Genomic DNA, 20,060 nt, shown 5'->3' with positions numbered 1-20,060 from the left:
CTTCGCCCGCCGCTGTCGTTCCGATGGCGGTGGGCGAATCACAGTCTGATCATCCAAAGGACAACCTAATGGTCAAGCGTTCCTGGCATCCTGGCTTCACTCTGATTGAGCTAATGATCACTGTCGCCATTGTCGGTATTCTGGCGGCGATTGCTTATCCTTCGTACCAAGAGCATGTACTCAAATCTTGGCGCGCCAATGCCGCAGGCTGTCTGCTGGAAATCGCGAACCGTATGGAGCGGCGCTATACCGGTAGCTCCAGCTATGCGCCTCCAGGTGATCCAGATCCACTGAGCAATTCCGGATGCGCGGTGGAAGGCGATATGCCGAATCGCTATGAATTTAAACCTGAAGGAACGTCCGATGAAACCTCCTTCGAGTTTCGCGCTGTACCTAAAGAAGATAGCGTTCAGCATAAAGATAAATGCGGCAGTCTGACGATCAATCATTGGGGACGGAAAAACGTGGTTGACGCCGCCACGGGCTATGATGCGGCAACCTGCTGGCGCCGATGAGGTTCGGCGGACGGTCTGATTGATGTCGGGGTTGAGTCGTCGTTGTGCCCGAGATGCGGTGACTATCGCTCCAACGCCTCATGGAACGCCCTCGGGAGACCGGGGGCGTTTTTTGTGGCGCGGAACCTGGAACCTTGGCGCGGGGTTCGATGGGTTTCGCTTCGCTCTACCCATCCTACGACTACGACGCTTGGGGGTTGCTGGAGTGGGTCGATGGTCGCTCGTCGTGAAACCCTGGCTTGCGCTAATCCGTTTGGGGTTGAAGTAGGGCTTTGAGTCGTTCGATTTCGGCTAAGGCGGCTTCCTTGGTGGCCAATGCCCGCTCGGTTTCGGCGCGCGGTTCGTCGATCTTCCCGGCCAACGCCTTACCTTTGAACGCCTTGAGGAGGCGGGGCTTATTTGTTTGGGTGCGAATCGGTCATGTCGGCGCGGGGATCGATGGGTCTCGCTTCGCTCTACCCATCCTTGTATGTTCTGTTCCAACGGATTGACGAAGGAGTTTTGATAAAGGGAACCTCAGAGTGCGATCAGGGCCACTGATTAGTAAAGACGGCGGTGCCCCAATCGAGAGGATCCGCGCGTGGAGGATGGGCCTCGCCGCGCTCGCCCCATCCTTTCATCTTGAGCCTCGGAGCGTACAGGATGGGTGTCGCTCTCGCTCTGCCCATCCTTCGGATTGGAGCACTACCCGCGTTGGAATCGGGTGATTCCTTACGCGGGGCGTCTGGCCGACCTTTCAGGCCAGCTTGAGCAGGTAATAAACCAGGCCGGCCGCGCCCATCCCAAGCACGGCGGCGAGTGCGACGAGTCCGTAGACCTTGCCCATGGCCTTTTGCAGACCCTGCTCCAGGGCCTGGATGGATTGTTGCGAGGCGCCGAGCGCGGTCTTGAGGGTTTCCTGGGATTCACGTCGCGCCATGCTAACCGCCTTGAGGGCGATGTCCTGGCTGTCTTCCTGGGTGCCCGATCCGCTCGCCCCCGCGCGTGGCTGGACATCGCGCAGATATTTCTCCAGCGATTCCATGATGACGCCGCGCTCGGCCAGAATGGCGCGTTTGATGAGGTCGGGCAGGGTCTCCGTGGCGAGGCGTGTCGAGATGGCCTGGAGATCCGCCATCGTGGGCTGAGGCGCCGCCGAGCGCTTGGCGGTCTGCTCGGAGCTTAGGCGTTGCTCCATCATCCGATGGGATTCGTTCAGGATGCTCTCGGTCAGGTCGCGGCGCAGTTCCTCGACCAGGGGCGGGAGCAGCTTGGACAGACGCTGTTCCAGGCGGTTGTCCACCAGTTTTGTGATCGCCTCGTTCGACGGTCCCCGGTCCGCCGGCGCGCTGGTCGCGGAGCTTGGCTCCACGGCGGGTGCCCGTCCGGTTCCAGCCTTCAGCTTGTCTTGCAGCCGCTCCATCATCTCCGGCAGCAGCTCGGGCGCGGCGGATTTCGGCAGGATGCCGAAGACGCCCTTTTTCTTCGCCGTGGCGACGAATTCCGGCTCCTCGTGCGAGGTACACATGATCACGGGGATGGCGGCGGTACGCGGGTCTTCCCGAATGACCTCCAGGGCCTCGAAGCCATTGAGCCCTGGCATCATATGATCCATGAGGATGGCGTCGGGGAGAGATGTCTTGAGCTTCGTGAAGGCGGATTCCGCACAGTCGGCGGTATCCACTTCCACGCCGTAACGCTGGAGTTGCAGTCTCAACGCATAGCGCGCGGATTTCGAGTCGTCGACCAGGAGTATCTTCATCGGGGCAATCACTTCCAATGATTGTGTGGATTGGTTGACGCGAGGCTATCCGCCGGACGCCATCTCTTCGTCAAAAGGTTCATTGTTCCATGTCCGATACAGAGATCGCCTTTCACTGTTTCGAGTCCGCCGAGCAGGTCGCGACCGAGGCGGCGCGACGCATGCTCGCCGCGGCGAATCAGGCCATCGGCGCCCGCGGGCGGTTTCAATTGGTGTTGGCCGGCGGGCGAACCCCCCTGGCCGCCTATACTTTACTCGTTGATCAATCCGCGGACTGGGACCGATGGCACATCTTTTTCGGTGACGAGCGCTGTGTCCCGGAGAAAGATCCGGATCGCAACAGCTCGGCCGCCGCCAGCGCCTTCCTGGATCGGGTGCCGATCCCAGCGGCGAATCGCTATCCCATCCCCGCCGAACTGGGTGCCGAGGAAGCCGCCGCGCGCTACGAATCACTGATCCGGCCGCGACTCCCGTTCGATCTGGTCGTGCTGGGGCTTGGCGAGGACGGACACACGGCGAGCCTGTTTCCAGGCCAGGCGATTCCGCTCGGATCACTGGTGATGCCGGTCCATCAGGCGCCGAAGCCGCCACCGGATCGGGTCTCGCTGACACCGCGCGCCCTCGTGGCCAGCGCGGCCATTCTGATCCTGGTTACCGGCGGCGGCAAGCGGGAAGCCTTGCGAGCCTGGCGCGAAGGCGCGGATTCGCCGGTGGCCAGGGTCGTCTCGACGGCTCCTGTGGAGGTGTTGATGGACAGGGCGGCTGCGGGTGTCGCCACCGCCTGGGCCTAGACGGACCCGCCCATCAAGTCACCTTGATCCGCAGTTCCTCGCCCGATTCGGGATCCGTGAGATGGACCGCGCAGGCGATGCAGGGATCGAACGAATGGATGGTGCGGAGGATCTCGATCGGCTGCTTGATGTCGGCCAACTGGTGATTGTGCTCCAGGGCCGCCTCGTAGGCGCCGGGCCGATCCTGGGTATCGCGCGGTCCGGCGTTCCAGGTCGAGGGAACCACCGCCTGGTAGTTGGCGATCCGGCCGTCCTCGATCACGATCCAGTGACCCAGCGCGCCGCGCGGGGCCTCCATGATGCCGGCGCCGCGCGCCTGACGCGGCCAGGTCGAGGGATCCCAGAGGGTTTCGTTGAAGGTCTTGGTGTCTCCGGCCTTGATGTTGGCGATCAGGCTGTCGTACCAGCCCTGCATGGCGTCGGCCAGGATCTTGGTCTCCAGCGTGCGGGCCGCTGTGCGTCCCAGGGTCGAGAACAGGGCTTCCACGGGCAGGTCGAGCGTCGAGAGCGTCATCTCGACCAGTTCCCTGGTCTGGGCGTGGCCGGTGGCGTGGAGCAGCAACACCCGCGCGAGCGGACCGACCTCCACCGCCTGTCCCTTCCAGCGCGGGGATTTCATCCAGGAATAGCCTTGCGCGATGTCGAGCTGGGTGTAGGGTGGCTGGACGCCACCCCGCCCGTCGTACTCCAGGTTGGTCTCGCCGTCGTAGGGATGCAATCCCTGGTCGTTGCCCGTCGAATAGTCATACCAGGAGTGGGCGACGAATTCCTCGATCTCGCCGCTCGCGTGCAGATCCACCTCGTGGATGGTCGAGAGGTCGCGGTTCAGGATGGCGCCGCGCGGGAAGAGGAAGGTCGCCGGATCCATGGCCGCGCCCGAGGGTAGATCGCCATAGCAGAGGAAGTTGCCGAGACCTTCGCCGCGCGTGCCCCAATCCTTGTAGAAGCCCGCGATGGCCAGGGTGTCCGGGACATAGACCTGATCGACGAAGGTCACCATCGACTGAATCAGGCGCTGGACCTCGGCCAACCGCTTGGCGTTGATCGCCGAGTCCGAATTCAGATCGATCGGGCAGGCCACGCCGCCGACCAGGAAGTTGGGATGCGGGTTCTTGCCGCCGAAGATGGCGTGCAGCTTGGCCGCGTCGCGCTGCCAGGCGAGTGCCTCCAGATAATGGGCGACCGCCATCAGATTGGCCTCGGGCGGCAGCTTGTAGGCCGGATGGCCCCAGTAGCCGTTGGCGAAGATGCCGAGCTGGCCGGATTCGACGAAGGTCTTGATCCGCTTCTGGGTGTCGGCGAAATAGCCGGGCGAGGATTTCGGCCAGCCGCTGATGGATTGCGCCAGCGCCGAGGTCGCCTTGGGGTCGGCGCTCAGGGCGCTGACCACGTCGACCCAGTCGAGCGCGTGCAGGTGATAGAAGTGCATCACATGGTCGTGCACGTACTGGGCGCCGATCATGAGATTGCGGATCAACTGGGCATTGGCCGGCAGCTCGATCTTGAGCGCGTCCTCCACCGAGCGCACCGAGGCGATGCCGTGGACCAGGGTGCAGACCCCGCAGATACGCTGGACGAAGGCCCAGGCGTCGCGTGGATCGCGGCCCTTGAGGATGGTCTCGATACCGCGCACCGAGGTGCCGGAGCTGTAGGCCTGGGCGATGTTGGCGCCGTCCATCCGGGCCTCGATGCGCAGATGGCCCTCGATACGGGTGATAGGGTCGACGACGAGTCGTTCGCTCATGAGCCTGTCTCCTTCTCGACCAGATGGTCGGCGATCATTTCAGTCAGTCCGACCACGGGGATGTCCATGTTGAACTCCTCCAGACCCTCTTCGAGCTGGGTCCGGCAGGTCGCGCACATGGTGACCATGCGCTCCGGCGCGACCTCCTCGATCTGGGCCTTCTTGCGCTTGAAGGCGGCCATCTTGAGCGGCTCGGCGCGCTCGTTCGAACTCACTCCGCCGCCCGCGCCACAGCACCACTGGTATTTGCCGTGCTCCTTCAGATCCACGAAGTTGTCGGCCACCAGGTCCATGAGGTTGCGCTGTTGCTGGATGACGCCGCTCTTGCGGGCGAGGTTACAGGGATCGTGCAGCGAGAGCCGATCCATCTCCTTGCCCTCGGTCTTGATCCGTCCGGCGACACGCAGTTCCTCCAGCACCTCGATGATGTGGAAGACCCGGAAGGGGTAGGCGCGACCGATCAGGTTGGGGCCTTCCCAGCGGATGGCGGTGAAGGCGTGACCGCATTCGGGACTGATGACATTGGGGGCCTTGAGCGTCTCGGCCGCCGCCACGACCCGCTCGACCAACTGGGCGGCGATGTCCTTGTTGCCGATCTGGATGCCAGCGTTGGTCGCCTCGAAGCACTGGGTCGAGAGCGTCCAGGTCACGCCCGCGTGGTCGAAGATCTTGGTGATGGCTTCGAGATATTCGGGGAAGTTGATGACTTCCATGGAGGAGAGCATCACCAGATAGTCGGCGCCGACCTGGTCGACCGGAACCTTCAGACCCGTGCTGTCCTCGACATGCTTGATCTGCACCGCGAGCGTCTTCCATTGCAGACCCATGGGGCTGCCGGTCTTGATCGCCCGCACCGAGGCGCTGATCAGCCCCTCCGGCGCATGCCCGGACTGGACCATGCCCTCGCGCGATTTGCGGATCATGTAGGCCAGATCGTTGCCGACCGGACAGACCATGGAGCAGCGTCCGCACATGGAGCAGGAGTCGTAGAGCAGCTCTTCCCACTCGGCCAGCATGGCGTCGGTGACCTTGCGCTGGAGACCCAGCAGACCCTTGAGCTTGCCCAGGAGGGTGAATTCGTTCTCCCAGATCAGGCGCAGGGGTTCGAGTTTGAGGATCGGCGTGTATTTGGGATCGCCGGTTTCCAGGTAGAAAGGACAGGATTGGGCGCAGATACCGCAATGCACGCAGCTTGAAAAGAACGCGGCGGTCGGCGCGTCGATCTCGGCGCGGAAGGCGGCGAGACCCCGTTCGAGTGTCAGCTCGCTCATGACTGAACTCCCTTGCGGCCGAAGGCGGCCCCGTTATACCAGCGCGCGATAAAGGCGGTGAGGATGTGCGTGAGTTTGGTGAAGGGCAGCAGGATCAGCAGGATCTCGGCGCTGAGGATGTGCATGCCGAGCGCCAGCGGATAGGGATTGACCATCCGGTGATAGGCCAGATAGCCGGTCAGCACCACCATGAAAACCACCGTCCAGACCAGATAGTCCTCGATGGTGCTGATGCGTCGCTTCACCGGATGGTTGAGCCGATGCACCAGGGTCGCGACCAGGCTCAGGAGTGTGATCGCCGTGAGGAAATCCACCACCGGATTCGGCAGCGCCGGCCAGGAGATCCCGAACAGGCCCTTGGCCAGTTCGATATGGGGTACGAACAGCAGCAGCGCGGCCAGAAACCCGAGGTGCCAGATCCAGCCGACAACGACATTGAAGGGGGCGCGTTCGAAGGTGCCCCGGTCCGCGACCGTGCGGGTGAGCATGGTCCGCAGGCCAGCCGGCCACTCGCCCGCGCGCGGCTCGGCGTAGTTACGGGCGCGGCCGAGCAGGAAGATCTCGGCGAGTCGCGCCAGCAGACCGATGGCGAAAATGACCATCGCGATGTCGAACATCGGACCCTTGGTCCACAGCAGGAACTCCATCGAGCCGCTCATAGTTTCTGCTCCAGTTCTTCGACCGTGACCGGTTGGCGCGTGCCCGCCGCGTCCTTGACCTTTTTACGGGCCAGCGCCGCGAGCCCGCCGCCGACGACCGCGCCGACCGCGCCCGCCTGCAGGAGCGTTTCGGGTCTCAGGGTCAGGGGTACGGACAGCGGCTCGTAGAAGCCGCCGGCGTCCCAGAAGCTCGGCTCGGAGCAGCCGAGACAGGGATGTCCGGACTCGATCGGCCAACTGGTGCCGTCGTTCCACTTCATGGTGGCGCAGGCGTTGTAGGTGCTCGGCCCCTTGCATCCCAGCCGGTAGAGACACCAGCCGAGCTTGGCGCCTTCATCGTCGAAGCTCTCGGCGAAGAGCCCCCGGTCGTAGAAGGGGCGGCGATAACAGCGGTCATGGATCGACTGGCCGTAGAAGGCGAGTGGACGGCCATAGCTGTCCAGCTCGGGCAGTCGGCCGAAGACCAGGTAATGGGCCAGCACACCGGTGATGACCATGGGGATCGGCGGACAGCCAGAGACGTTGACCACTGGTTTGTCCTTGACCAGATCCATGACCGACATGGCCCCGGTCGGATTCGGCTTGGCCTGGGGAATTCCGCCGAAGGCCGCGCAGGTCCCGACCGCGATCACGGCGGCGGCGTGCTCGACCGTCTCCATCAGGGTTTGGTAGTTGCTGTGTCCGGCGACGGTCGAGAAGCCTGGGTTGGCGTCCGGCCCTGGGATCGAGCCGTCGACGATCACCAGATATTCTCCCTTGTTCGCCTCCATGGCCTGAAGCCGCGCCTCCTCGGCGGCCTCGCCCGCGGCGGCCTGTAGGGTGTGGTGATAATCCAGCGAGATGAAGTCGAGGATCAGATCCTCCAGGGTCGGGGCATGGCTGCGGGTCAGCGACTCGGTGCAGCCGGTGCATTCCTGGAAAGAGAGCCAGATGACCGAGGGGCGTTTCGCCGTCTCCAGCGCCGCCGCGATGGCCGGCGCCAGGCTCGGCGGCAGCGCCATCATCGAAGTGGTGGCGGCGCAGAACTTCAAGAATCCGCGGCGCGACAGGCCGTGATCTCGCAGGCTCTCGCCAAGTGTTTTCTCGGGGGTCTTGCGGGCGGCCATGGGCCCTCCTGTCGGGTGTCAGGACGTTGGTGGCGAGTCGCCCGGTTCCAGATCCCGCCTGGGCATTCGGGAGTCGAGCGTGGCGATCGACTCCGCGAGGTCTTCTGGGCGCGGGCGCAGGATCTCCGGTGTGAGGGCGATCTCGATATGAAGGGTCAGTCGCTGGTCTTCCGTGCCGCGATAGTCCACCAGCCAGACGCCGGGGATGGCCGTCTCCTGGATGAGCGTCGGACCCAGTGCCTCGACGCTGGCCTGGACCTCGCCCCGGCCCAGGACATCGGTCAGCCGCTCCAGATCGCCGGGTCCGAAGGGCATGGCGTTGAGGTCGATCCGCGTTTCCTCACCCGTTTCGATCAGGATCCCAAGGGCATGGCGGATCTGGTGCAGGATGGAAAGCGCGTGCCCATGGTCACGCGGAGCCTTCGCGCAGGCGGGGCCTGGCGAGGACTGGCTGGCGATCGGATCCAAGCCTGACATGGTCTAACCTCGGCGTCGAATGAGGAAAGTCTAGGCCGATTCGACGGCGTTGAACTTGATTCAGCGCAGTCGGGTTCAGAAATTCAGCAAGCACGAATATGCTTTTGTGACGAAGTTCCACCCTCGTGGAGAGACTTGGCGGCCATGGCGCGGGGTAGGGTGGTTACATTTCGATCGCTCAGGTCGGACTTTCGCGGACCGGACTTCCGGCCGTCCACTCGGCATCCCAGCGCGCGAGCAGATCCATGGCTAGGCGCATGGCGAGCGGCACGGCGGCCTCGACCTCCGGGGTCAGTCGCTCGCCCCAATCGATGACGCCCGGCTCGATGCCGATCAGGGCGCGCCGTTCGGGCAGGCTGTCCGAGAGCCGGGCCATGTCCATCAGGTCGGACAGACTGACTTCGTGGACCGAGCGCGCCTGGGTCCGTAGTTGCCGGTCCATGGCCTCGTCCTCGAAGAGTCGGAGGCTGCCGGGGGCATCGCTCAAGGCTGCGGCATCCACGACGATCAACCGTTGACTCTCGCCGATCGGACCCGCGAGCGTGAAGCTCAGGGTTCCGCCATCCATGAAGGCAATGGCCTCGTCGGGTTCGAGCGCGGCCTCCAGACGGCGCACGACCTCGGCGCCTACGCCCTCGTCGGTCATGAGGATATTGCCAATGCCAAGAATGAGGGTACGGGGTTTCATGCTGATGTTCTCCGGATGATCCCAAGCGGATTCGTTGAAATGATGATCCAGGTTCTTGCCGCCGGGCGGGGACACGCCTAGCCTGTGCGTCAAGGCACTGACGTCAACGGAGAATCCCGCGATGTGTTTCGGAATACCCATGCAGGTGCGGACTATCGATGGCTTCATCGCCCGGTGCGAGGCGAAGGGCGTCGAGCGGGAGGCGAGCCTGTTCATGCTTCAGCATGAAGCGATCGCGGTCGGCGATTATGTCGTGGTCCACCTTGGACATGTGATCGACAAGGTCAGCGCCGAGGAGGCGAGAGCGGCTTGGGAGATCTACGACGGGATGCTCGCGGCGCCGGGAATGGAAGGCCGCTGAACCGCCGGACCAGACCAACGCCGGGGAGGTGGCCCAGTGCGGGGTGGGGTCATCCATCGGTTGCTCGAACGAAAAGGGGCCGTCGCTTGGAAAGCTCGACTCCGAATAATCCGGTTTCGCGCTCTGCTTCGATCGCGGCCAGCCGGTAGGCCGGCAAGATGGCCTCATCAAGCTTCGATTCTAGGCTCGGGTTGCCTGCCAAGTGCGATGCTAACCGAATGCCCTGCTCTTTGCTGAGCTTCCCCGCGCGCGGAAGTGAAACCTGCTCGTTGCTCCAAGCGTGGAAATCCTGCTCATAAAGACTCGTCATCGCGCTCTCCAGTGTTCGCTCGATGCCCACACCGCGCCCCGAGCATCGCCTGCTCCCGATCGGCATGGCGCCCCGCGACGGGGAAGTTGGGGCCAACCGAGACTTGCTTCGAGTTTTTTCCTGACTGAATGGGTTAGTCTCCGATGTCGATCTGGCATGAGTTGCCTCGGAACAACCAGAGCGGGTTACCATGAAGCGCTTCTCCTTTCTTATCCCATTGATATGGCTAGCGGGTTGGACGCGGTCCTGGGCGGCTCCCGATGCTGGCGACCTGAGCTTGGAGGCCTCGGTCTTATACGTGGCGTTGATTCTGGCATTTCTGGGAATGACGGTCGGGGTGTTCGCCAGCACGAAGAGGGGATTCAACATTTTCCGAGCGGCCATCGCTGGATTTGTTCTTGGTCCCTTCGCCTTCCTGCTGTTCTTCAGGCCCGGACCGGCTTCATGCTCGGAAAGCGGTGTTAAATGGTGGCTTCTCGGCGGCCGGATGTCCGCGGACGATGCGGCTGGCCAGGACGCCGTGAAAGAGACTGGTTTGCCCGAGCCGGAGCGGCAATCTCCGCTTCCGGAAGCCCCGTCGAGTCGCAAGGCCAAGCCCGCCGCGGCAAAAGACCTAAGCTCCGAGTTTGCTCAATATTCCGAGATGTTGAGACGGACGATGCCTGGGGCGCTCATCCGTGAGAATCCCATCGATTACGCGGAAAAATTTGGGGAGGCGCCGGTGATTCGATGCTCCAACCCGGATTGCAACCGGTTACTTCCGCCACCGCATCACCAATGCCCGCATTGCGGAACTTTTCACGCCTGAGCGGTTGTGAAACCGGCCGATGCTCGACCCGTAGGATGGGCAGAGCGAGAGCGATGCCCATCCTACGAGCGGTTTTAACCGGCAAGCCGTTACAGAGACTTGAGCACCGTTGTACTCGGTGCTCTTTGGTGGGGTGATGGGTTTCGCTTCGCTCTACCCATCCTACGAGCGGTTTTAACCAGAGGATTTTCGATGAGTTCCGTCGTCAAGGATCAGTCCCATTCGTCGGATGCCCTGAGGGCTCCGCGCGAGGTTTTCACGACAAGCGATGGATGGCGTTTGTCCTATTACGCCGACTCTAGCCACCAGGGACGGCCACTGGTGCTCATCCACAGCATCAACGCCGCCTCCAGCAGCTTCGAGATGCGGCCCTTGTTCGAGCACTACCGTCAGAGTCGCCCGGTTTACAGTCTCGACCTGCCCGGCTTCGGTCACTCGGAGCGGCGCGAGACGGGGTATTCGCCGGAGCGCTATGCCCAGGCGATCGCGGAGTTTCTCGATACGGTGGTTCGGGAGCCGGCGGATCTGATCGCCCTTTCCTTGAGCGCGGAATTCGCCGCGCGCGCCGCGCGGGACGCGCCGGAGCGCTTCGCCTCGCTGGTGCTTATCTCCCCGACCGGCTTCGGTTCGCAATCCCTGCCGAGACCGAGCGCCGCCAGGCTGATCTCGGGGCTCGTGAAACGGCCGGTCCTGAGTCAGCGGATCTACGATCTGGTCGCCTCCAGGCCCAGCATCCGCTACTTCCTCGGACGATCCTTCGTCGGCAGGATTCCGGACGAGATGGTCGCCTATGCCCACGCCACGTCGCACCAGCCCGGCGCGCGTCATGCGCCGCTGACGTTCCTCTCGACAGGTCTCTTCAGCGCCGAGCCCATGGATCGGCTCTACGCCAAACTCGGGAATCTGCCCGTGCTGGCGATCGCCGATCAGGATCCCTACATCGACTTCGCGCGTCTGCCGGCGTTCGTCGCGGCTCATCCGAGTTGGCGGATGCTGGCGCTGGCCCCCCATCGGGGGCTGCCTCATTGGGAGAAGCCGGGCGAGACGTTCACGGCCCTCGACGACTTCTGGGCCTCCGGTCGCCTCAGGAACGCGGCTTGAGCCAATAGACGCGCTCGCGCAGACGGGTCAGCCCCCGGCGACGGAAGTTGGGCGAGTCGTCGAGCGCGTCGAAATTCGCCAATGCCTCGATCCGGTAGCGATCCTCGAACAGCCGCCCGACCTCGTCGGGCTGGACGGAGAAGGGCGGGCCGCTCATTTGCTCCTGATCGTAATCCAGGGTGATGAGCAGACTGTCGATCGGGCTCGGAAACAGGCGTCGCAGATGGCGCGCGTAGCGATCGCGCATGGGCGGAGGCAGGGCGATCAGCGAGGCGCGATCGAAGATTCCGCCCACGCCTTCCAAATGCGCCGGCTCAAGATCGAAGAAGTCGCCGCATAACAGGGTCAGCTCATCCATCTGGTAGCGCCGAAAGGGCGGGGTCTCCGTGATCCGGGGACTGAGCCCCTGTTCGGCGAAGAAGGCTTCGACCGCGGTCTCGCTGATCTCGACGCCAACCACGCGATGACCCTGGCTGACCAGCCAGATGAGATCCAGCGTCTTGCCGCACAGTGGCACGAAGACCTGGGTCTCGCGCTCCAGCCCTAGTCGGGGCCAGTGTTCCTGTAGATGGGCATTGATCTCGTCGAGGTGCCAGCCGATCTCTCGACGTTGCCAACGATCCAGCCAGAATTGAGTCTCCATGGTGTGTTGCATGACCTCGTTGGGTTTGTGCGCGGCCATGAATCGAAAACCCTGGAAACACGGCGGCGAGCCTGGACTACCACCCCCCATGGAGTGCTTGTTCGTTGAGATCCTGCCAGTCGCCCTCGCCGATATCCAGGGTCTGCCAGGCCTGCTCGCGATAGTCCTGCATCTCGGGCGTGTCGTGGGTGCCGTGGGACAGGGCCACCAGATAGTGGGCGAGCTTCGCCAGCGCGATCAGATAGGGGATCGTCGGTTCGTCGACCTCCAGGTTCTTGACGCTGTGATGATGCAGGATCGCCAGGGCGATGGGCTCCGGGAGCTTCCAGTTGTGCGCGAGCAGGAAGCCGACCGTCGTGTGATCGACGCCCAGCGTGCTCCGTTCGTAGCTCAACAAGACGCTCGGCTCGCTGTTGCCGCGAAAGCTCCACTCGGAGATGTAATTGTCCGAGACATTGGCGAAAATCAGGCTACCGACATCGTGCATGATGCCGAAGAGATAGGCTTCGTCCTGGCTGATTCCAGAGGTCACCCGCGCGATGGCCGTGATGACGCGCGCATTCTCCATGATCGACTCCCAGAGCACCCGCACCGAGCCTTGATTGACCCCCATCATCCGATTGATCGCCTCGGCGGTCACGATCGTGGTCAGGCGCCCCAGACCCAAGAGTCCGACCGCCTGCGACACGCTGGTGATCGGCGCACTCAGGTTGAAGGCGGGTGAGTTGATGGTCTTGAGGAGCTGACCGGTCAGGGCGGGATCCTGCGCGATGAGGTCGGCCGCGACCCGGAGGTCCGGCTCCAACTGACCCATCTCCTTGCGCAGTGCCAGCACGACATCGGGAATCTGAGGTATGCCCGCCCGGCGCACGACTTGGAACGCGGCCTCGAAGGCGGTCTTGGTTGGATAGAGGTGGCGGGTCGATTTCATAAGGCTGTTTCCCGCTGTAGCCGTCACGGCTGGTTGGTTGCTGTCATCTGGGTTCGAGACGCGGCTATTTATACGCCAAGCGTCCCATTCGCGATCGAACCCTTGTTCGTTTTGTGGCTGCGGTCGCAACAATGAACGCCCTCAGTCGTCCGCCGCCGGACGGTGCTGGATTTGCTTGATCAGCTCCAGGGCCTCCTCGAATTCGAACCCGATGGCCAACTGCTCGACCTGCTCGAAACGGGCTCCCAGACTGACTTGCAGCAGGGGCTTCTCGGCCTGCATGAGACCGATGGCGCGGGTGTTGTTCTCGCGCAAGAGGGCGGTCAGGGCGTCGAGAACCTGTCCCAATCGTCGCGGATCCGGCGCTGGAGCGGTGGCCGCGTCGAGCGCGGGCGGCGGTTGCGAGGTGAGAGGCTCCAGAACCCGCGCCAAGGGGGCGAGCGCCTGGTCGATCGCCGCGATCAGCTCCCGGATCCGCTCGGCGGCCAGGTTGGGATCCGCCCGGATGGCGCCGTCCAGGCTGGCCGCGGCCTCGGCGACGGCGCTCGCTCCCAGGGTGGCCGAGACGCCCTTCAGGCCATGCGCCAGCGCGCGGATCGAGGCGCGCTCGCCGGTCTCCAGCGCCTCGACCATGCGGTCCGTGTCACGGCGATGAGTCGCGACGAATCGCTCCAGCAACCTCAGGTATTTTTGCCGTTGTCCGCTCATGGCCGACAGGCCCTGGGCGGTGTCCATGCCTGGCATCCGGATCAGGCGAGCCAGGATGGCCTCGGTCGATGGCGGCCCGTGGTCGCCGTCGGAAGGGACCGGCAACCGGTCTTTGCTGGCCTCTGGCGTGGCGGCGGGCAGCGCCGCCGCGGATTCCGACGGCAACCAGCGCAGCAAGGCGTCGAAGAGATCGAGAGGCGCGACGGGTTTGGCGATGAAGTCGTTCATCCCGGCCTCCAGACAGGCCAGCCGATCCTCCTCGAAGGTATTGGCGGTCATCGCCAGAATCGGCTTGTCGGCCCAGCCGGGGAGGGCGCGGATGGCGCGGGTCGCCTCCAGTCCGTCCATGATGGGCATTTGCACGTCCATCAGGATCAAGGCGTAGTCTCCGGTGCCGGCCTTCTCGACCGCCACCTGGCCGTTCTCGGCGGTGTCCACCTCGAGCCCGACGGCATGCAGCAGATCCAGCGCGACCTCGCGGTTGACGGCATTGTCCTCGGCGAGCAGCAGTCGGACGCCGGCGTGGCGGTCGCGCAACTGCCCCTCGGCGAGCGCCCCGGCCCAGTGCGCGGTCGGCCGGTCGCGCTGGCCACGCTCGAGCCGGACGTTGAGCCAGAAGGTACTGCCCTGGCCAGGCGTGCTCTCGGCTCCGGCTTCCCCGCCCATGAGCCGCGCCAGTTGCATGGTGATGGCCAGCCCCAGCCCGCTGCCGCCATAGCGGCGGGTGGTGGAGGTATCGGCCTGCTCGAAGGCGCGGAAGAGCCCGGAGAGCTTGTCGCGCGCGATACCGATGCCGCTGTCCTGGACCTCGAAACGCACCAGCACCCCGTCGGCGTCCTCGCCCATGAGGCGCGCGCGCAGACTGACGGTCCCCCGCTCGGTGAATTTGATCGCGTTGCTGGCGTAGTTGAGCAACGCCTGACGCAAGCGGCTGACATCGCCCCGCAGCCAGCGCGGCACGCCCTCGCTGCCGATGGTCAGGGTCAAGCCCTTCGCCCTAGCGGATTCGGAAATGAGCGAGCGCACCTGATCCAGCAAGGATTCGAGCGCGAAGTCGCCGATTTCCAGAGACATTCGGTTGGCCTCGATGCGGGAGAGATCGAGGATGTCGTTGAGGATGGTGAGCAGGTGGCGGGTGGCGGTATCGATCCTGCTCAGTCGCTCGGCCTGGGCCAGGGTGACGCCGTCTCGGCGCAGCAGATGCGTCAGGCCCAGGATGGCGTTCATGGGCGTGCGGATCTCGTGGCTCATGTTGGCCAGGAAGGCGCTCTTGGCGCGGGTGGCGGCCTCGGCCAGCTCGGCGCGCCGCTCCATTTCCGCCTCCATGTCCCGTTGCGGCCTGATGTCGCGCGCGAAGCCGACGGTGCCGAGCACCGCGCCATCGACATCGAGGATGGGCGCCTTGAAGGTCTCGTAGATCTGGCTGGGATCCGTCGCCAGGCGCTCCTCAAGGGTCATGGCGCGGCGGCTGTCCATCACCTCGGTATCCTCCGCGCGGTGACGCTCGGCCACCGCGTGCGGCCAGAGATCGAAATCGGTCTTGCCGAGCAGGTTCTCCGGGGTTGTTCCATTGAAATCGGCGACGACGCGGTTGACGGCGAGGAAGCGGCCCTCGCGATCCTTGAGCCAGGCCATGTGCGGCAGGTTGTCGATCAGGGCCTGCAAGGTGTGGCTTTGCCGGCGCAGCTCCTCGGTGCGCGCGCTCACCAGCTCCTCCAGGTGGTGACGGTGACGCCCGAGCTCCTCGTTCAGCGCCTGCCGCTCGGTGATGTCGAAGCTCAGACCGAGCAGATGCCGCGGCGTCCCATCCTCGCCGAGGATCAGACGACCCTGGGAAGAGATCCAGCGCACCCCGCGCTTCGGGTGGTGGATGCGGTAGTCGCAATGGTATTCGGTGCCTTGCTCGATCGCCGTCTGGACGGCGCCGATGAGGCGGTCCCGGTCCTGTTCGTGGACAGGGGCCACCGAGTTTTCGAAATGCATCGGCGTGCCGGGCGCCACGCCCCAGAGATCGTACATCTCGGGTGACCACCAGGCCGCTCCGCTCGGCAGATCCCAGTCCCAGGCACCGCCGGCGGCGGCTTGCAAGGCCCAGCCTAGGCGCTGGCTCTCCAGGTGCCGCTCGGCCTGGGCTTGACGGATGCGCTCGGCGAAGGCCAGTTGCTGGCGCTGGCGCAGCAGGTGGAAACCGCTGCCGATCATGAACAGGGCCAGCAGACCGGCGAGGGCGATCCAAATGGAGATCCGCGCGGCCCCGGCATCGACCTCGGACAGATCGATCTTGGCGAGCAGATACCAGTCGGTGTCGGGAATGGACAGGATCGAGGCCAGTACGTCAAGGTCACGGTAATCGCGACCGATCAGGGTCCGCTCGGTCGTCTCGGCGTCGCGCGGCACCCAAGCCGTGATGGCGTCGGGCGTCGTCACCGCCTGGAGCACTCCGGGCGCCGCGTCCTCGCGGTGACTCGGCCGAGCGAGGAAAACGGTCTGGCTGTCCTCGCGCCGAAACAACAGCGCCTCGCCGCTGATGTCCGGGGCCGGCCAGTGCGCGAGGATCTTGCTCAGCCATCCCCCTGGATCCAGGTGCAGGACGATCAGCGGCGTCGGCGTGATCCCCGCGAGGGGAACCACATAGTCCAGCCGCGCATGACCGGCGATGCCGCGATAGGGACCGAGGCGCTTAATTTCGCGGTCACGGCTCGCGAGCTGCGCCGCGGCCGCTAATTCCGGGCTGATCCGGACCGGCGCGCTGGCCGTGCCCCAGAGGCGTCGCGCCTGGGAATCCAGCAGGGTGACGGCGCTGAAACCCTTGACGCGGATGAGGTTTTCCAGGCGTGCCTGCAAGGCGGCCGCGCTCGCCATATCGCCATCGACCTGCCAGCGCCGGAACAGTTCGTCGAGAACGCCGCTGGTCTGGACCAGGGTCGCGTCCGAGCGCCGCTCGCTCAGCCAATCGGTGATCTGTTGCCGTTTTTGCGCCGCGATGGCGTGAATCCGCTGCCCGGTCGTGTCGTGCTGTTCGCTGAAGGTGTGCAGGATGGCCGCCAGGGTGAGCGCCACGAGCACGATGCCGAGCATCGCGAGCGGCAGGCGCGCGCGGGTCGGCGTCAGGCCCGGCGCCTCGGCGTCAGCCCCCGGCGCGCGGGCCTCCTGGCGCACCGGCGCCCGCAGGAGCCGATACAGCAGCAGCGAGGTCAGGGTGACGAAGGCGATGCCCTTGAGCGCGCTGGCGAGCGCGAGGTCGGCCGGATCGCTCAGCAGCCAGTCCAGCATCATGTCGGACAGCAGGATCCAGAGGCCCGCGAACACCGCGTAGACGAGAACGATGCCAAGCCTGCCGTTGGTGGGAGGGCGCGGGCTGGATGGGATGGCTTGAGTGTCCGTGTTGGTCATGACCCTTGGTCGTCGATGGGCTCAAGGATTTGGAGCGATGTTCGCCGTCGTTCCAAATCCCGCCGTGGGACGGACGGCGCCAACCTCTCGTTCTTGACGGTCGCCTGATCTCTAGCCGCTGATTGTCTCTCGGAAACCGCCTGCCTGTCCCGCCTGGCGAGCCGTATCTGGATGAAACTAGAAAGAGCCGTCAGCCCTCAGCGATTCGCCGCCCGCCGTTCATGGCCGAGGGTTTCACTTCTTGCGGGCTAGCGGGGCCTGTACGCATCTGGTGGCGCCCGCCGGCTGTCCATTTCTTGATCGACGGATCCTCCGGGCGTAGCATCGCGCGCTGCCCGTTTCCTGGCGACCGACTCTCGATCATGCCGCCATCCGCTTTCAGACCGCGCCGCTTGATCCGGTCGGGCGCCGCTCGACTGGTCCATCCTTTCCCTTGCTCGCCCGCGACGGGTGCGACGGCCGTTTCTCCGGCCAGCGGCTGGTCGTGATGGGACGTCGATGATCCCTTTCGTCCGTCGTCTGCCCATCAAGACCAAGATCATCCTCATGGTGGTCGCCAGCACCAGTCTGGTCCTGGTCCTGGCGACCCTGACCTACATGCTCGCGGAGCATCGCGCGCAGCGCGCCAACCTCGTGGGCTCGGCGACCGCGCTGACGCGCGTCATCGGTCTCAACGCCTCGGCCGCGCTGGTCTTCGACGATCCCTCGACCGCCAACGAGATCCTCGGCGCCCTGAGCGAGCAGCCCGAGGTGCTGACGGGCTGGATCCTCAAGCCGGACGGCAACCGGCTGGCCGCCTATACCAGGGCGAACGCCAACCCGTGGCGTCTGCGCGAGATCGCCGAGACATCCTTCGAGCATTCGACCCCCGGCGTGGCGCGTTTCCACGACCGGCACCTCTCGGTCATCCAGGAAATCCGGGTCGACTCGCGTCCGGTCGGTTTCATCGATCTGCGCTTCGACCTGGCGCCGCTGGAGGCCAGCGCGCGGCGCCAGCTCATGATCGCCGCGCTGGTGTTGCCTCCCGCGCTGCTGCTGGCCTATCTGCTCGCCTCGGGTCTTCAGCGTCTGCTCTCGCGCCCGTTGATGGCGCTGATGCGGACCATGGATCAGGTCTCGCGCGAGGGGGACTACACAATACGGGCGCGTGTCTTCGGCGAGGACGAGCTGGGCCGCCTGACCCAGGGGTTCAACGGCATGCTGGAACAGATCCGCAAGCGCGACGATGCCCTGGCCGAGGCGATGATCGAACTCAAGGCCGCCAAGGAGGCGGCCGAGTCGGCCAGTTCGGCCAAGTCGTCCTTCCTGGCCACCATGAGCCATGAGATCCGCACCCCGATCAGCGGCGTGCTCGGCATGACCGAGCTGCTGCTGGACACGGATCTGTCCGATCCGCAGCGTCGACTCGCGCGCTCGGCCCATCGCTCGGTCCTCAATCTCCTGGACATTATCAACGACATTCTGGACTTCTCGCGTATCGAGGCGGGCCGGCTGGAACTGGAGTGCGTGGCGTTCGATCCGCAAGAGGTGCTCGACGATGTCCTGGAGGTGCTCCAGGAGCAGGCGCGTCGCAAGGGCATCGGACTGGGCGCGCGGCGCGCGGCCTCGGTTCCGCGCTCCCTGATCGGCGATGGCGCGCGCCTGCGCCAGGTGCTGCTCAACCTCGCCGGCAACGCCGTGAAATTCACCGCGCGCGGGCGGGTGGATATCCTGCTGGAGTCGGACCAACTCGCGGACGCCGGAATCCTGCTGCGCTGCTCGGTCCGCGATACCGGAATCGGTATCGCGGAGGAGGCCCGCGAGACCATCTTCGAGGAGTTCAGTCAGGCGGATACCTCCACCTCGCGCCGTTTCGGAGGCTCCGGGCTGGGACTGGCGATCTCGCGCAAACTGGCGCGTCTGATGGGCGGCGATATCCAGGTCAAGAGCTGGCCCGGCGAGGGCTCCACCTTCGTTCTGACCGCGCGCCTGGAGTTGGATCCGGAGCCCATCGGCCGAGCGACCGGATCCGGTCCGCTCGTCCCGGACGGTCCGCGCCTCAAGGGGCGTGTCCTGGTGGCCGAGGACAATCCGGTGAATCAGCAGTTGGCGCTGGGCATGCTCGAGTCTCTCGGGTGCGAGGTCATCCTGGTCGACGATGGGCTTGCGGCCTACGATCGGGTCGTGACCGAGCGCTTCGACCTGGTTCTAATGGACTGCCACATGCCGGGTCTGGACGGATTCGACGCGGCCCGGCTGATCCGCGAATGGGAGCCGGATCGCCGGCGTCTGCCGATCGTCGCCCTGACCGCGGATGTCCAGAAGGAGACCCAGGCCAGATGCCTGGCGCTCGGGATGGATGGCTTCCTGCTCAAGCCCTTCAACCGCCGGCAGTTGGCGGGCGTCGTGGCGCGCTTCCTTCCCCAGGGCGAGCCGCCGGCACGTTCCGCCGGGCGCTCCGCGGGCGCCCCCGCGACGGACGGCTCGTTGCTGGATGCCTCGGCGCTGGAGCAGATCCGGTCCCTGCAGCAGCCGGGTGAGCGGGATCTGCTGACCTATATCATCGACCTCTTCCTGAGCGACACGCCGGTCACCCTGAGGCAACTCAGGCAATCCCTCGGTCGGGGAGATCCGCGCGCCGTCCAGGAGGCCGCGCACCGTCTCAAGTCCGGGGCCGCGAATTTGGGCGCGACGGATTTCAGCGTGGCTTGCCGGGATCTGGAGCGGCTCGCCGCGGAGGGTCGAGTTCCGGACTCCGAGACGTGTATCCTTCGGCTGGAGGCGGATTTCGAATCCCTGGCCGAGGCGCTGCGCCGCGAGCGTCGCGCCTGAGT

17 protein-coding genes are annotated in these 20,060 nt (G+C 64.9%); 6 read left to right on the top strand and 11 right to left on the bottom strand.

The window, feature by feature from the left end:
- Positions 1 to 68 precede the first annotated feature (68 nt).
- Positions 69 to 515, top strand: coding sequence for a type IV pilin protein (locus CKO27_RS18180; protein ID WP_200376341.1), 447 nt, complete (start codon positions 69 to 71; stop codon positions 513 to 515).
- Between the two features lie 736 nt (positions 516 to 1,251).
- Here CKO27_RS18180 and CKO27_RS18175 read toward each other — a convergent pair.
- Entirely contained in the window at positions 1,252 to 2,256 is a 1,005-nt protein-coding gene (locus CKO27_RS18175) for a response regulator (protein ID WP_200376340.1), read from the bottom strand.
- An 89-nt stretch (positions 2,257 to 2,345) separates the two neighbouring features.
- Between CKO27_RS18175 and pgl the strand changes: the two genes are divergently transcribed.
- Complete coding sequence (gene pgl, locus CKO27_RS18170; RefSeq protein ID WP_200376339.1) at positions 2,346 to 3,047, top strand: 6-phosphogluconolactonase; 702 nt, start codon at positions 2,346 to 2,348, stop codon at positions 3,045 to 3,047.
- Between the two features lie 13 nt (positions 3,048 to 3,060).
- Here pgl and CKO27_RS18165 read toward each other — a convergent pair whose 3' ends face one another.
- The 6 genes from CKO27_RS18165 to CKO27_RS18140 form a co-directional block, all read right to left on the bottom strand.
- Positions 3,061 to 4,791 (bottom strand): nickel-dependent hydrogenase large subunit, encoded by a 1,731-nt coding sequence (locus tag CKO27_RS18165; protein ID WP_200376338.1) that lies wholly within the window; start codon positions 4,789 to 4,791, stop codon positions 3,061 to 3,063.
- Entirely contained in the window at positions 4,788 to 6,062 is a 1,275-nt protein-coding gene (locus CKO27_RS18160; RefSeq protein WP_200376337.1) for a (Fe-S)-binding protein, read from the bottom strand. The genes CKO27_RS18165 and CKO27_RS18160 overlap by 4 nt, the downstream gene beginning before the upstream one ends.
- Entirely contained in the window at positions 6,059 to 6,721 is a 663-nt protein-coding gene (locus CKO27_RS18155) for a hypothetical protein (RefSeq protein WP_200376336.1), read from the bottom strand. Before CKO27_RS18155 ends, CKO27_RS18160 begins: the two co-directional genes overlap by 4 nt.
- Positions 6,718 to 7,827: a hydrogenase small subunit gene (locus CKO27_RS18150; RefSeq protein WP_200376335.1), complete on the bottom strand. Its 1,110-nt coding sequence runs from the start codon at positions 7,825 to 7,827 to the stop codon at positions 6,718 to 6,720. The genes CKO27_RS18155 and CKO27_RS18150 overlap by 4 nt, the downstream gene beginning before the upstream one ends.
- A gap of 18 nt (positions 7,828 to 7,845) precedes the next feature.
- The gene (locus tag CKO27_RS18145) at positions 7,846 to 8,304 is read right to left on the bottom strand and encodes a hydrogenase expression/formation protein (RefSeq protein WP_200376334.1); all 459 of its coding nucleotides are present in this window, start codon (positions 8,302 to 8,304) and stop codon (positions 7,846 to 7,848) included.
- A gap of 178 nt (positions 8,305 to 8,482) precedes the next feature.
- On the bottom strand, positions 8,483 to 8,992 hold the full coding sequence (locus CKO27_RS18140; protein ID WP_200376333.1) for a HyaD/HybD family hydrogenase maturation endopeptidase: 510 nt from the start codon (positions 8,990 to 8,992) through the stop codon (positions 8,483 to 8,485).
- A 121-nt stretch (positions 8,993 to 9,113) separates the two neighbouring features.
- On the opposite strand from CKO27_RS18140, the gene CKO27_RS18135 reads away from it, so the two are divergent.
- Positions 9,114 to 9,353 carry a HypC/HybG/HupF family hydrogenase formation chaperone gene (locus CKO27_RS18135; RefSeq protein WP_200376332.1) on the top strand — a complete coding sequence of 80 codons (240 nt, stop codon included), beginning with the start codon at positions 9,114 to 9,116 and terminating at the stop codon, positions 9,351 to 9,353.
- Between the two features lie 49 nt (positions 9,354 to 9,402).
- Here CKO27_RS18135 and CKO27_RS18130 read toward each other — a convergent pair whose 3' ends face one another.
- Positions 9,403 to 9,663, bottom strand: coding sequence for a hypothetical protein (locus CKO27_RS18130; RefSeq protein ID WP_200376331.1), 261 nt, complete (start codon positions 9,661 to 9,663; stop codon positions 9,403 to 9,405).
- Between the two features lie 190 nt (positions 9,664 to 9,853).
- Between CKO27_RS18130 and CKO27_RS18125 the strand changes: the two genes are divergently transcribed.
- A complete protein-coding gene (locus CKO27_RS18125; protein WP_200376330.1) occupies positions 9,854 to 10,471 on the top strand; it encodes a hypothetical protein in 618 nt (205 codons plus the stop codon).
- A gap of 192 nt (positions 10,472 to 10,663) precedes the next feature.
- Positions 10,664 to 11,572 (top strand): alpha/beta fold hydrolase, encoded by a 909-nt coding sequence (locus tag CKO27_RS18120; protein ID WP_200376329.1) that lies wholly within the window; start codon positions 10,664 to 10,666, stop codon positions 11,570 to 11,572.
- On the opposite strand, the gene CKO27_RS18115 is transcribed toward CKO27_RS18120, so the two are convergent.
- From CKO27_RS18115 to CKO27_RS18105, 3 genes are all read right to left on the bottom strand, one after another.
- The gene (locus CKO27_RS18115; protein ID WP_338116109.1) at positions 11,556 to 12,254 is read right to left on the bottom strand and encodes a thiopurine S-methyltransferase; all 699 of its coding nucleotides are present in this window, start codon (positions 12,252 to 12,254) and stop codon (positions 11,556 to 11,558) included. The two genes, CKO27_RS18120 and CKO27_RS18115, sit on opposite strands and share 17 nt — an antisense overlap.
- A gap of 37 nt (positions 12,255 to 12,291) precedes the next feature.
- Positions 12,292 to 13,146, bottom strand: coding sequence for an HDOD domain-containing protein (locus CKO27_RS18110; RefSeq protein ID WP_200376328.1), 855 nt, complete (start codon positions 13,144 to 13,146; stop codon positions 12,292 to 12,294).
- Positions 13,147 to 13,287: 141 nt separating this feature from the next.
- Positions 13,288 to 17,247: an ATP-binding protein gene (locus CKO27_RS18105; protein WP_200376327.1), complete on the bottom strand. Its 3,960-nt coding sequence runs from the start codon at positions 17,245 to 17,247 to the stop codon at positions 13,288 to 13,290.
- Between the two features lie 498 nt (positions 17,248 to 17,745).
- Between CKO27_RS18105 and CKO27_RS18100 the strand changes: the two genes are divergently transcribed.
- The gene (locus tag CKO27_RS18100) at positions 17,746 to 20,058 is read left to right on the top strand and encodes a hybrid sensor histidine kinase/response regulator (protein WP_200376326.1); all 2,313 of its coding nucleotides are present in this window, start codon (positions 17,746 to 17,748) and stop codon (positions 20,056 to 20,058) included.
- Positions 20,059 to 20,060: the final 2 nt, after the last annotated feature.

This window comes from Thiocystis violacea, assembly GCF_016583575.1.
In the GTDB taxonomy this organism is placed as follows: Bacteria; Pseudomonadota; Gammaproteobacteria; order Chromatiales; family Chromatiaceae; genus Thiocystis; species Thiocystis violacea.
Note: the sequence above shows the minus strand (reverse complement) of the source record. Positions and strands in the feature narration are given on the sequence as shown.